The organism is Perspicuibacillus lycopersici (genome assembly GCF_025660475.1).
Taxonomy (GTDB): domain Bacteria; phylum Bacillota; class Bacilli; order Bacillales; family Caldibacillaceae; genus Perspicuibacillus; species Perspicuibacillus lycopersici.
In genome coordinates this window covers 804331-818207 of the sequence record NZ_JAOUSF010000001.1, presented here as the reverse complement: position 1 = coordinate 818207, position 13877 = coordinate 804331, and the positions used below count along the sequence as shown (strand labels likewise).

The 13877-nt window shown below is 36.5% G+C and carries 9 protein-coding genes; 8 read left to right on the top strand and 1 reads right to left on the bottom strand.

Features of this window, described 5'->3' with window-relative positions:
• Positions 1–8: 8 nt before the first annotated feature.
• On the top strand, positions 9–1373 hold the full coding sequence (locus OEV98_RS03800; RefSeq protein WP_263071871.1) for a glucoamylase family protein: 1365 nt from the start codon (positions 9–11) through the stop codon (positions 1371–1373).
• Between the two features lie 261 nt (positions 1374–1634).
• On the opposite strand, the gene OEV98_RS03795 is transcribed toward OEV98_RS03800, so the two are convergent.
• The gene (locus OEV98_RS03795) at positions 1635–3098 is read right to left on the bottom strand and encodes a sulfatase family protein (protein ID WP_263071870.1); all 1464 of its coding nucleotides are present in this window, start codon (positions 3096–3098) and stop codon (positions 1635–1637) included.
• Positions 3099–3273: 175 nt separating this feature from the next.
• Between OEV98_RS03795 and OEV98_RS03790 the strand changes: the two genes are divergently transcribed.
• The 7 genes from OEV98_RS03790 to OEV98_RS03760 all read left to right on the top strand — a co-directional run bounded on the left by OEV98_RS03790 (position 3274) and on the right by OEV98_RS03760 (position 13864).
• Complete coding sequence (locus OEV98_RS03790; protein ID WP_263071869.1) at positions 3274–4068, top strand: endonuclease/exonuclease/phosphatase family protein; 795 nt, start codon at positions 3274–3276, stop codon at positions 4066–4068.
• Positions 4069–4282: 214 nt separating this feature from the next.
• Complete coding sequence (locus OEV98_RS03785) at positions 4283–5254, top strand: LacI family DNA-binding transcriptional regulator (RefSeq protein WP_263071868.1); 972 nt, start codon at positions 4283–4285, stop codon at positions 5252–5254.
• A gap of 11 nt (positions 5255–5265) precedes the next feature.
• On the top strand, positions 5266–7635 hold the full coding sequence (locus tag OEV98_RS03780) for a beta-galactosidase (protein ID WP_263071867.1): 2370 nt from the start codon (positions 5266–5268) through the stop codon (positions 7633–7635).
• 64 nt (positions 7636–7699) lie between these two features.
• Positions 7700–9076 (top strand): ABC transporter substrate-binding protein, encoded by a 1377-nt coding sequence (locus OEV98_RS03775; protein ID WP_263071866.1) that lies wholly within the window; start codon positions 7700–7702, stop codon positions 9074–9076.
• 25 nt (positions 9077–9101) lie between these two features.
• On the top strand, positions 9102–12089 hold the full coding sequence (locus OEV98_RS03770; RefSeq protein WP_263071865.1) for an extracellular solute-binding protein: 2988 nt from the start codon (positions 9102–9104) through the stop codon (positions 12087–12089).
• Complete coding sequence (locus OEV98_RS03765; RefSeq protein ID WP_407676488.1) at positions 12079–12969, top strand: carbohydrate ABC transporter permease; 891 nt, start codon at positions 12079–12081, stop codon at positions 12967–12969. Before OEV98_RS03770 ends, OEV98_RS03765 begins: the two co-directional genes overlap by 11 nt.
• Before the next feature lie 16 nt (positions 12970–12985).
• The gene (locus OEV98_RS03760; protein ID WP_263071863.1) at positions 12986–13864 is read left to right on the top strand and encodes a carbohydrate ABC transporter permease; all 879 of its coding nucleotides are present in this window, start codon (positions 12986–12988) and stop codon (positions 13862–13864) included.
• Positions 13865–13877 lie beyond the last annotated feature (13 nt).

Genomic DNA, 13877 nt, shown 5'->3' with positions numbered 1-13877 from the left:
ATTATAATTTGAATAAAAAGATACTAATAGCTATATCAAGTATTGTTATCGTTATTCTAGTCGTTGCAATAATCGTGTTTAGTTTGAATAATAGGCAGGCAACTAAGATTCCATTGGAAGGGGAATTTGAAGAGGAACTATTTTCCATAGCGGAGGATACGTATCAATTTTTCTCTACCTATACGAATCCAGATACTGGTCTTACAGATGATCGTGTGGATGTGAACGGGGAAACTGTGACATCTGGCCATACATCTCCTACGAATATTGCAATGTATATGACAAGCACTATTTCTGCAGCCAAGTTAGGGATTATTTCAAAAGCGGATGCGAAGGATAATATTAAAGTGGTAGTCAATACTTTAGAGAAAATGGAAAAATGGAATGGTTTATTTTATAACTGGTACAACACAAAGGATGGCTCTGTTAAAAAAGACTGGGGACAGTTCATTTCTACCGTTGATAATGGGTGGTTAACGGCAGCACTAGTTGTAACGGGACAATATTTTCCAGAACTAAATAAATTGACAGAGCCAATGATTGAAAAAATGGATTATGCAAAATTATATGATCCACAGGTTGGACAATTATGGGGCGGCTATGATGTAGCACAAGGTAAGTATACAGACTCTCACTATGGGATGTTATATTCTGAAACAAGATTAGCAAGTTATATATCTATCGGAAAAGGGGATGTACCGGAAGACCATTGGTTTAAGCTATATCGCACATTCCTTCCAAAGGATAATTGGCAGTCGCAGCAACCAGAGGGTGAGTATGTAAACATTAACGGTATCAATGTTTATGAAGGTCACTATGAATACGAAGGTATTAAGTATGTTCCGAGCTGGGGAGGAAGTATGTTCGAAGCATTAATGCCAACGCTTTATTTGAATGAAAAAGAACTAGGAACGAAGGCACTAGGTTTAAATGATGCTCGATATGTAGAGGCACAAATAAAGTATGCGGAAAATATGAACTATCCAGCTTGGGGATTCTCACCTGCAGCAACGCAAAATAGTTACCAAGAATTTGGCGTGAAAGAATTAGGAACAAGCGGCTATGAGGATCGGGCAACTGTTACTCCGCATGCATCCATACTAGCATTAGATTACGCACCAGAGGAAGTCTCTGATAATATCAAAAAATTAAAAGAACTTGGTGTCTATGGAGAACTTGGATTTTATGACACAATCAATCTGAAAACAAATAAAGTTGCAAAAACATATTTATCGCTCGACCAAGGAATGATAATGATCTCCATTACTAACTATTTAACAGATGGTAGTATAAGAGATTATTTCCATAAAGACGAAATAGGGAAAGATCCAGAGCATTTATTAACGGATGAAGAGTTTTCCATTGGTCAATAACTTGCTTTTTATAAGAGGGTAATATAAAAAACAGAAATGATTCATTTGACAGCAGGTTATATATCCTCCATTAGAGGATATATTAAAGGAATGTGGAAAACAGTTTCCGAAGCATGTAATTTAGCCTGTAATAAGTAACCGAGATGAATGAATGGTTTATTTGTGGAAGTGAAAGGGAAATTTAAAAATGCTGTGAAATATTCTCGAGAAAAAAGCAGGAAGCATTTGATAAAAGAAGGTGTCCATGGGACACCTTCTTTTTTACGCATTTACTTTATTATTAGAATAGCGCTGTTCCAAACGATCTGCTGCAACATTCCGTCCCATTTTCCGAAGTTTATTTATATAACCTTCCAATGCAAAGTCAACTCTTGTATGGAATGGTCCACCTTCATGAATGACTTGCCACATCGGGTCCACTGGTGAGTCAGATATTTTCATTTGCTCACTCACCCATTGATCTAAAAAGCGTAATCCTTTCGCAACAACCTCTGGTTTTTCATTTATGAGATTCGTCGTTTCGTGTGGATCGTTTTCAATATCAAATAACATAAGGTCTGGGAGATCCTTTAAGCCGTCATGGTATGTTCGAATTAAGATCCAATGATCGAATCGAACAGCTCGTTGACAGCTCCATGCTTGTTGACTCAGTACAAGAAATTCGCGTCCAGTTGATTTCCCTTCTGTCAATGCTGGTAAAAAGCTTTGTCCATCCCATTTTATGCTTTGACGGCCATTTACGAATTCGGTAAACGTTGGACCGAAATCGATTTGATAATGGAAATCATCATCCACATGTCCTTGCTTAATTCCAGGTCCAGCAATGATGCATGGGATGCGGCTCGTAATATGATCTGCCGTTTGGTGATCGCCATATACGTTTAACTCCCCTTGATTTTCCCCATGATCAGCAGAAATAATGATGATTGTATCCTCAAATAATCCTTCCTCTTTTAACGCATTAAAAATTAACCCGATATGATCATCGACATGGCGAATAGCAGTGTCATACCCATCTATCCAGTTTTTAAAATCTTCACGGGAACCTATTTCAGCAGGCAATCCTGGCCATTGATTTCCTCTAGGTAAATCTCTTGCACTCATCGGTCCGTAGCTATTCCGTTGTGCTTCAATAATTTCTTCTGTTAACCAGTCCGGAGCAGGATCATTTTTAAATGGATTTCCATAATCTACAGGCGTGCGATATGGTGTATGTGGGTCCCAAAAATTAAGATATAAAAACCAATCCTGTTTTTCCGTACCTCTTTCTTTTATCCACCGAATTGCCTCTTTCGAAACATCACCTGCGGTTTCTCCTGCATGCTTACCAGTATCATGCACTTCTAGAAATCCTTGTAAAATATGCCATGCTGCATGTCTACCAGCAAAAGGGCTAATAATCGCGGTATGTAAACCTTTAAATCGTAAAGTATCAACCCATGCTTGATGCTCCGTATGATGATAGTTGAATGGGCGATCACTACCGATTGGGCGTATATCTCCTTGTAGTCCACCATGATTTACGAGTCCATTATGAATACCGAATTTAGAACTGAATAAAGCTGTTCGTGAAGGTGCACATGGTGCATCTGAGGCATAATAATTTTCGAATCGAACACCTCTTTCTGCAACACTATCAATATTCGGAGATGTAGACCGTTGATAACCATAGCTTCCTAGATGGTCAGGACGTAAGGAATCAACATCAATATACAGAATTTTCATACCTTTCTTCCTTTCTAGAACTAGAATATTTTGTAAGCATTTTCAGAAAAATGTACAAAACCATTATATATAGCTTAGTTAAACGTTTCAACAAATACTTGCATTTTTTCATTGAAAAGATAAATAATAGTCAAGTAGATAGCTGTAAGAAGATAAAAATGAAGGAGGAATTAAGATGGAATTTTCGGTAATGACCTATAATTTACGAGTAGATATTCCAAACGATAGGCTGAATGCGTGGAGCTTTCGACAAGAAAAAGTAGTAAAGATGATAGAAAAGCATAAACCGATAATCATTGGAACACAAGAGGGTCTACTTTATATGTTAGAAGCGCTAGAGGAAAATTTACCAGAATATGAATGGATTGGTGAAGGACGACGTGGCGGGAAAAGGGACGAGTATTGTGCAATATTTTATCAAAAGCAATTACTGCAAGTAGTGGATAATGGCCAATTTTGGTTATCTGAACAGCCACTAGTTGCTAATAGTATTAGTTGGGAAAGTGATTTTCCGAGAATTTGTACGTGGGTTAGATTTCGCTTTCTAGCGGATCCAATGCAACAATTTATTGTGTATAATACCCATCTAGATCATATCAGTCAAAAGGCAAGAGAAAATGGTATTCATTTAATCTTAGAAAAAATAAAAGAGCATCAGGAAAAAACAAATCTTCCAATCATTCTTATGGGTGATTTCAATAGTACCCCAGAAAATAATGTGATTCGCTTTCTTCACGGAACACAGCCTATTCATAATGTTGTAACTGAATTACGTGATGCTTATGAAAAACTACAGGGACAACTAGGAAGTACGTATCATGCGTTTGAAGGTGTTAAGGATGGAGAGCCTATCGATTATATTTTTGTCACAAACAATATTCAAGTACTGGAAACGAAGATTGATAGAGATAAAATAGAGAATAGTTTTCCTTCGGACCATTACCCAGTTATTACACGAGTACAGCTTTAAGTACATCATTTATTAGAAATTTGTAGAAAATCGTCGAACTGTGGCGACTAAGAATATTAAGGATTGGGAAATAACTTTCCATTTTTTTTGAAAGTTTTGGTTGCAAACGATTTCAGCTGGGTATATAATCAAGTTGTCGAAACGTTTAAATTGATGTTTGATTTTTTTTGTAAGTAAAATTGAAACGTTACAATTTTAGGGGGCTGATAGATAATTGGCAACTTTGAAGGATGTGGCAAAACGCGCAGGAGTGAGTGTTTCGACAGCATCCTACTCTATCAATAATAGTTCTTTAATTTCTGAAAAAACGAAAGAAAAAGTCCGCAAAGTGGCAAACGAGATTGGTTACCGTCCGAATGGACTGGCGAAAAATCTTAAAGAGCAAAAGACAAATATTATTGGTCTATTTTTAAGTGGTTTTACCGGACCATCATTAAACGATATGGTCGAAGGTGTTCAAACAGAAGTAATGAAAAATAATTACGAGCTAGTTGTTTGTGCCTCTGTCGATTCTCATCGTTTGCTAGTGGAGAGCTATGTAGATGGTGCAATCATATTAAACTATCATATTGAAGATCAATTATTAACATCAATTGTAAATGAAAAAACACCATTTGTTGTACTTGACCGTAAATTGGACAATCCTTTTATAAAAAATGTGTTGATTCCAAATGAAGAAGGATCCCGAATGATTGTTGATTACTTAGTAAGTAAAGAACATAGTCGAATCGGTTATATTGCCGGGGCAAATTATTCATTTGATGGGGAACAGCGTTTAAATGGGTTTCGAAAAAGCTTAGATGAAACTGGTTTGCAATTTAACGAAGCAGATTTAATTCGTGCAGATTTTACAGAATATAGTGGCTATCTAGGCATGAAAAACTATTTGCAAATAGCCTCAGGAAAAATTCCGACAGCATTTGTTTGCGGGAACGATGAAATGGCAATTGGTGCAATTCATGCATTACAAGAAAATCATTTCAGAGTACCAGAGGATGTAGCGGTTATTGGGTTTGATGATATTACTTTATCCAGGTATGTTAGCCCATCACTGACAACGATAAAAGTTCCTAGAAAGCAATGGGGAATTATTGCAGCACAAACTTTATTCCAAATGCTTGATAAAAAATATGATTTCGACCCGATGCCATTACCAATAGAATTGGAAAGTCGAGAATCAGGTTGACGAGGTGTAGTATGATTCGCATCGAAGGAAAAAATATCGTAATCAATGGTAACAAAACCCTTATTTATGGTGGCGAACTTCACTATTTCCGTGTTCCACAAAAGGAATGGAGAAATCGAATTAAACAGTTAAAAGAAGCAGGATTAAATTTGGTAAGTACATATGTACCTTGGAAATTCCATGAAATGGAAGAGGGTTCTATAGATTTAACTGGTAAAACAAGACCAGAACGTGACCTAAAGACATTTCTTGAAATCGTCAAGGAAGAGGGAATGTACTGTTTAGTACGCCCTGGCCCATATGTAATGGCTGAGATTATTGATCATGGTGTTCCATCATGGTTTATCGATAATTATCCAGAAGCGGTAGCGAAGACAAGGGAAGGTGCAATCCACCCGACAAGAGTAGTAAGCTATATGCATCCTCTTTTTCTAGAAAAAGTAAAAAAATGGTACGCGCACGTTTGTAATATTGTCAAAGCCTATCAAATTACGAATGGTGGTCCAGTTATATTCTTCCAATTAGATAATGAGGTTGGAATGTTTCATTGGGTAACTAATACACCAGATTTTAATCCGGAAACCATTAAATTATTTAAGCAATATTTACTGGATCAATTTCCAGATAAGACCGATTTTGAACGAACGTTTCAATTTCCAACGGAACAGCTTTCGACGTCATTGGAGCAACTAGTGAAAAGACCAGAAAAGGAAAATGCCTATCCGCTACGAAATGAATTTAGTTTATTTTTACGAAAGCATTATCGAGCTTTTATTGAATACTTGAAAAAGCTGGCTGATAATTTTGGAATTCAAGTCCCATATGTCGTTAATATTCATGGCTTTCATACGATTGATTTATTGAAGCGGGGTACAATGTATCCAATCGGTATTTCACAGCTGCTAGAAGTAGCAAAAATTGAAAATGTTTTAATGGCTGGTGACTATTATATAGGGAATATCGAATATGACAATTATATTGATATTGTTTTGGCAAACGCTTTCACAAAATCGGTTCAATGGAGTGAACAACCACTCTTCTCTGCCGAATTTCAAGGTGGAAGCATTCATGATAAGCCAAGACTACAGCCAACGACTTTTGACTTAACGACTAGGCTTTGTGTGGCGGATGGTATGAATGGTATTAACTACTACATGTTTGTTAGTGGTGAGAACTATGAAAATATCGGAATTCACGGTAAACGACATGAATGGCAGGCACCACTTGGGATTAAAGGTGAAAAACGTCCGCATTATTCAGTGATTCAGCATTTAGGATCCATGTTCCAAGTGTTTGAGGAAGAACTTGTAGATACGATTCCAGAGGTCGATACGTATTTAGGATTTTATCCTGATTATTTTATGACTGACTTTTATGATGAATATACAAAAGAAATGATAGATTCGATACAACATGAGCGGGAAGCTTACTTATTTAATGGAATAGCAAAAGGACTTCGCAGTAATAATTATATATTTGATGCTTACAATCTATTAAATGAGGAAGAATTGGATCCGTTACAAATTCCGACCCTTTGGGTATTTTCAACCAAATGGATGGACGAAAATATTCAAATGAAGCTGATGAATTACTTGGAAGCAGGCGGCAATTTAATTCTATTTCCAAAAATCCCAGAGAAAGATATGAAAAATCGACCATGTACTTTATTAAAAGATTATCTTGGGATTCAAGTGAAAGGCGTTAAGCATGGTGGGTTTGCGACAGTTGGAGCAATAGAAAATGTAAGTATCTATCAAGCAGAAATTTATGACCAAACCGATGGAGCATTCGCTTGGATAGAAGAGAACAATCGCGATGTCATCGCTTTTGAAAAAGAAATCGGTACAGGAAAAGTGATTGTGTTTGGTGTTGGGCTGGAGCTAGATTTTGAATATAAGCGAGAGATTATTGAGGAACTAGCAAAAGCAGCTGGGATTCACAAAAGATTGGAAAGAGATGATGAATTAGATATTACTGTAAGAAATCATCCAAGTGGAAGGGAATTTTTCTTCTTAAATAATTTTGATGAATATGAGAAGACGAGTGCCATTGTCTATAAGGGTGAAACTTTATTCCATGGGAAATCATTAAAAATTCCTGCAAAAACAGGGCTAATGCTACCTAGAAATGTTCATATCCACGATGATTTATTAGTGGAGATGGCAACTGGGGAAATTTTTGAGGTTATTGTGGAAGCGGACAAGCTAACATTAACAGTTAAAATCGTTCAAGAGGAAGAAGAATTTGTTATTGCTTCATCTCGTTGGATTCCACATTCCGAAAATAATGAAATCCAAGTAGAAACATTGGATTCCAATCGATATAAAATTCGAATCTGTTCTGTAAAGAAAATCGAACAGATACAATGGTTTGCAAAATAGTGTAAGGAGATATCTGAAAGGATATTTTCTATATAAATTATAATCCAAAGAGGAGAATACCAATATGAAAAAACTTGTATCACTATTAATTGCATTTTCTTTCATTTTTGTAATGGCTGCATGCTCTGGTAATTCAGATGAAGCAGGTAAAAAAGACGGAGATACTAGTAAAAAAGAAGAGCAAGTAACAATCAAGTATGCTAACTGGAATCTTGGTACAGAAGAAGAAAATAATATTGAACGCCAAATGATTGCAGCATTTGAAGAAGCATATCCAAATATTCATGTGGAAATCGATCAATCTATCGATTCTGCTGATTGGAATGGCTCATTATCTGCAGCAGCAAGTGCAGGTAAAATGCCGGATGTTTTTGCAATGTCTTCCTTACCATTGGCATTATCAAATGATTGGGTAATGGATATTACAAGTATTGCAGAAGCAGATGAAGAGTTTGCTAAAGTTTCAGAAACAGTACAACAGTCTATTAAATTCAACGATAAATTAGTTGCGGTTCCTTTTGCACAACATATGCTTGGTTATTATGTAAACAAAGATTTGTTTAACGAAGCAAACCTTGACTATCCAGAATACGGTGCATCCGTAGAAGAATTTGAAGCAGCAATTAAAGGCATTACCGATATTAATGCAGGGGTAGTTGGTCTAATGGACGCAAACAATATTCCTGATTGGTATCCAGCAGCAGTTAACCCAGATATGGGATGGTTTACTTACAAAGACGGTAGTTATTCCCTAAATAGCACAGAATTTATTAGTGCAATGAACTTTGCGAAAGAATTAGAAACAAACTCTTACACATACAATTCCTTAACAGAGGATCAAAAAGCAAACTTTAATGCGCAAGATGCTGGACAAGTATGGTTAAATGGTGGAATTGCAATTAGATGGGATGGAACTTGGGCAAATGCAAGTTATGCAACAGAAGCAACTTTCGACTTTGACTTCCTTGGACTACCTGGAGGAAGAACAGCAATCACAAATGACTTATTAGGAATTTCTGCTACAACAGAACATCCTGAAGAAGTATATACATTTGCTAAATGGATGTCCTTTGGTAAAGATGGATTCTTCAAACGTTTAGAAATTGCAGATGAAATGGGTATTCCAGTAAACTCCTTACCAATTAGTACTGACCAAGAAGTAGTAGATGAGTATTTTTCTCGTTTAGATATCCCTGGTGTACGTAAAGCTTATGACAATATTGATACCGCAATCCTAGAACCATTCAAGACAGTTCCTGGCTACACTGAATCAAGATTTGATGGCACTACTGGTGTGAAAGTGGGCGAATTTGAAAATGCAACAGCAGGTCAATTAATCACTTCATTCATTACTGGTGATTTAAAGGTTGAAGACTATGCAGCACAATTAGAAGAATTAGCAAATGCAAAACATGATGAAGTTTTAGAGTCCATGCAATAATGTGAAACTAGGGAGGTTTGATAGTATGAGTTTCAAAAAGGCAATAAGTTTGATACTGATACTACTACTAGTTATGCCGCCATTTACATCTCATGCGGAAGCTAATGGTAGTACAGATCAACCAGCAGACGAAACTGCTGATCAAACTGCTGAAATTCAAAATACCGAAACAGTAATAGAAGACCGCTATCATACAGTCCTAGAAAAATGGGAAAAGGAAGGGGTTACGAACGTCTCTAATTTTGAGACGTTTGTAGCTCCCTCCAATTTTTTGAATTCGGATGATTTGAATCTTCTTTCTAGTGAAGAAAGTATGGGGTATGGAGATAATGTAATCCATTGGAACGATCAAAATCCATCACTGTCATTGGAAGTAACAGTGCCATCTGACGGTTTGTACGAGCTTTCATTTGATTATTATCCGATTGGTAATGAAGTGATTCCAATTGAGGGATCTGTTCTTGTAAACAGAGAATATCAATATTATGAAAGTCGACGAATTGTTTTTCCAAGTGTATGGAAAAATGCACAGGATGAATTTGAAAAGGATCGTTTTGGAAATGAGATTATTCCAAAGCAAGTATCCTTAACCGATTGGAGACAAATCTCTGCAGAGGATGCTAGTCATTTACAGTCCCAGCCACTTAAATTTTTCCTAAAAGAAGGAAGTAATGAAATCACACTTTCCCATTTAAGAGGAGAAATGTTAGTAGGAAAAGTATATGTACATTCCCCAACTAGGATTCCTTCGTATAAAGAATATACCGATCAGCTTCCAGATGGAGAAGAAGGTAAAGAATTAATTATTCACGAAGGTGAAATTGATTATACAAAGAACAGCTCCTTTATAAGACCAATTGCAACAGTAGATTCATCGGTCGTACCGAATGATCCAAAATATTTATTATTAAACTCAGTAGGTGGAGAGTCCTGGGAAGAAAGTGGTCAACAAATTAATTGGAACGTTTCAATTAAGGAAGCGGGATATTATCGATTAACATTTAAGGTAATTCAAAATAAAACTACTGGTGGTACTGTTTTCCGGAACGTTTTAATTGATGGGGAAATTCCTTTTTCTGAAGTAGCCCATTATCCATTTGAATTTAATAAAAAGTGGACAAATTCTACGATAGATGATGAAAAGGGTGACCCGTATTTATTTTATTTTTCTGAAGGAGAACACGAAATATCACTACAGGCAGATGCTTCTCCAGTTAATCGAACGATTAATACGATTAATCAAGTTATAACCGAAATGCAGGATTTATCTTTATCTATCAAAAAGTTAACTGGAAATCAGGATGACAAATCAAGAGAATGGAATATTACAGAGTTTTTCCCTGATATAGAAGCACAATTAGATAATTGGGCGAATCGTTTAGATGAAGAAAGCAAATACCTGAAGGAATTATATAACGGTGACGATTCACAAGATATTGTTTCACTAAATTTAGCTGTTCAAAAGCTGAGAACATTAAATGAAAAACCTAATGAAATTCCAAATCGATTAACAGAGCTTACAGAAGGCTCATCTTCTGTTACACAGCTGTTAGGAAATTTATTATTAGAACTACCAAAACAGCCACTGTTAGTGGACCGTTTTTATGTGCATGGCGATCAAGATATACCAAAGGATCGTGCATCATTTTGGAAAACGGCAGCATTTAATATTAAACGATTTGTACAATCTTTCACAGCTGGTAACTATTCAGCGGATGGTGCAGATGAAAATACACTAGAAATATGGGTAAATCGGCCTAGACAATATGTTGAATTAATACAAAACCTTGCGGATCAATCATTTACACCAGAAACAGGCATTAAAGTACAATTCTCGATTATGCCGGATGAAAGTAAATTGATTTTAGCTAGTGCAGCCAATAATCAGCCGGATGTTGCAATCGGAGTAAGTAACTGGTTGCCATATGAATTAGCGATTCGGGATGCAGTATACGACCTACATCAATTTGGTGATTTTGAGAGCTATAGTAAGCAGTTTTCACCTGGTGCATTCCTGCCGTTAATGATTGATGATTCTGTTTATGCAATTCCTGAAACGCAAGATTTCTTTGTGCAATTTTATCGGAAAGATATTTTGGAAAAGTTAAATATTCCAGTGCCAAATACTTGGGATGATGTTGTACAAATATTACCAGAATTACAGAGATATGGAATGAATTACTATACACCAATTGCAGGTGCGACAGGTTCGAAGCCGTTTGCTACTACTGTACCGTACGTATACCAATTTGGTGGAGAGCTATATTCCGAAAATGGGATGCTAACAGCAATTGACGAAGAAGAATCATTGCAGGCTATTCAATTCATGGCCGATTTAAATACAATTTATAGTATGCCGATGCAAGTGCCAAATTTTTATAATCATTTTCGATATTCCACATTGCCTGTAGGGATCGCGAATTTTACCACATATGTGCAGTTAACCTCTGCAGCACCAGAAATTGCGGGATGGTGGGACATCTCACCATATCCAGGAGTTGAACAGGAGGATGGGACTGTTTCCAGATGGGCGACAGGATCTGGTCAATCTGGAATGATATTTAATGGTACGAAGAGTGCAGATGATTCTTGGGAGTTTTTAAAGTGGTGGATGTCAACCGATACGCAAACGGAATTTGCTAACACATTACAATTGCTTTACGGTCCCGAATATATGTGGAATACAGCTAACCTAGAAGCTTTTAAAAATCTTCCTTGGCCAGAAGAACATAAAGAAACAATCTTAGCGCAATGGGAATATTTGAAGGAAGTTCCGAAGACACCTGGATCCTATATTTTAGAACGGGAAATTAGTAATATTTGGAATAAAATTGTGTTTGAAGGCGAGAATACACGAGCAGCAATTGATGACTCTGTTATTGCCATTAACCGGGAGATGATTCGAAAAATGGAGGAGTTTGGTTATATGAAAAATGGACAAGTAGTAAAACCTTATCATATTCCTACCATTGAACAAGTAATGGAGTGGGGTGGCAATGAAAATGAAGAGTAGAAGATTAAATTTAACACCTTGGGGATTTCTATCACCATATTTACTATTGTTTTTATGCTTTATTGTGATCCCGGTAGTTTCAGCCATCGCCTTATCTTTTACTTATTTTAATGCCATTGAGGCACCTACCTTTACCGGTTTAAGTAATTACGTCAATCTTATTACGCAAGATCAAGTGTTCATGCAATATGTATTGCCAAATACATTAACCTTTGCCTTAATTGTCGGACCGGGTGGCTATATTTTATCTTTCTTTCTTGCCTGGTCATTGGCACAGGTTACAAAGAAAATGCGTACTGTCCTAGCATTAATCATATATTCACCATCGATGACCTCAGGGATTGCGATGGCGGTTGTGTGGACGATTATCTTCAGTGGTGATGAAGCTGGTTACTTAAACAGCCTTTTAATAAGAATGGGAGTTATTTTGGAGCCTATTCAATGGCTGCAGTCCCCACAATATTTAATGATTATCATGATTGCAGTTACCCTTTGGGGAAGTATGGGTGTCGGATTTTTGGCGATGCTTTCTGGTGTCTTGAATATTGATAATGAAATATATGAAGCAGGTTATATTGACGGAATAAAAAATCGTTTTCAAGAGATTATTTATATTACAATTCCATCCATGAAACCACAAATGCTATTTGGGGCAGTAATGGCAGTAGTAAATACATTTCAAGCAGGAGCGATAGGTGTCCAGCTCTCGGGTGCCAATCCAACTCCTCAATATGCTGGTCAGCTAATGGTCAACCATATTGATGATTATGGATTTATTCGTTATGAAATGGGATATGCAGCGGCCATCTCTGTTGTCCTTTTATTACTAGTGTATGTATTTTCAAAGGTAGCCTGGAGATTGTTTGGAGATAAGGATTAAGAAAGGGTGAACATATATGGCTTCGTTTCAAGGTACGAAAATTAACCCGACAAAGTTTGATAAAAGCCAATTAAAGTTTTATGCATATTTAATTCCGCTTGCTCTGTTTATGATTATGCCGATCGTCTATATTTTTAACCATGCATTTAAACCAATTGATGAATTGTTCGCCTTTCCACCAAGGTTTTTTGTGGAAAAACCAACATTTCAAAATTTTATCGACCTATTTACGGCAACGAATGATTCTGGAATACCAATTTCCAGGTATTTATTCAATAGTGTCGTAGTAACTGTAATTGTTATGGCGCTTACGATTTTATTTGGAACAATGGCAGGTTATGCGTTCTCCAAACTGCGTTTTAAAGGAAAGAGCGTATTATTTGAAATTAATACAGTAGCGTTAATGTTTGTACCCGCTGCGGTTACAATTCCACGCTATTTGTTTATTGAAAATATCGGATTGATAAATTCATTTTGGGTGCATATTTTGCCAGCTTTGGCGATGCCTATTGGTTTGTTTTTAATGAAGCAGTTTATTGATCAAATACCGGATTCTTTAATAGAGGCAGCGAAGATGGATGGAGCCTCTCATTTTAAAATCTTTTGGAAGATTATATTACCGCTCATTAAGCCGGCGATTGCTACTGTGGCAATTTTATCATTCCAATCGGTTTGGAACAGTGTAGAAGCCTCGACTCTATATATTAATGATGAAGGATTAAAAACATTTTCCTTTTATATGTCAACTTTGGCTTCGCAAACATCTGGAAACACAGTCGCTGGACAAGGTATTGCAGCAAGTGCTTCCTTAATAATGTTCTTACCAAATTTGATTATCTTTATTATTCTTCAAAGCCAAGTAATGAATACAATGGCTCATTCAGGAATTAAGTAACTATGAGGGGGAG

What these genes read in the sequence shown, in the direction of transcription:
- OEV98_RS03775 (WP_263071866.1), top strand. Translation starts at nt 7,700, where the DNA reads ATGAAAAAACTTGTATCACTATTAATTGCATTTTCTTTCATTTTTGTA.
- OEV98_RS03795 (WP_263071870.1), bottom strand. Translation starts at nt 3,098, where the DNA reads ATGAAAATTCTGTATATTGATGTTGATTCCTTACGTCCTGACCATCTA.
- OEV98_RS03790 (WP_263071869.1), top strand. Translation starts at nt 3,274, where the DNA reads ATGGAATTTTCGGTAATGACCTATAATTTACGAGTAGATATTCCAAAC.
- OEV98_RS03760 (WP_263071863.1), top strand. Translation starts at nt 12,986, where the DNA reads ATGGCTTCGTTTCAAGGTACGAAAATTAACCCGACAAAGTTTGATAAA.
- OEV98_RS03770 (WP_263071865.1), top strand. Translation starts at nt 9,102, where the DNA reads ATGAGTTTCAAAAAGGCAATAAGTTTGATACTGATACTACTACTAGTT.
- OEV98_RS03765 (WP_407676488.1), top strand. Translation starts at nt 12,079, where the DNA reads ATGAAGAGTAGAAGATTAAATTTAACACCTTGGGGATTTCTATCACCA.
- OEV98_RS03780 (WP_263071867.1), top strand. Translation starts at nt 5,266, where the DNA reads ATGATTCGCATCGAAGGAAAAAATATCGTAATCAATGGTAACAAAACC.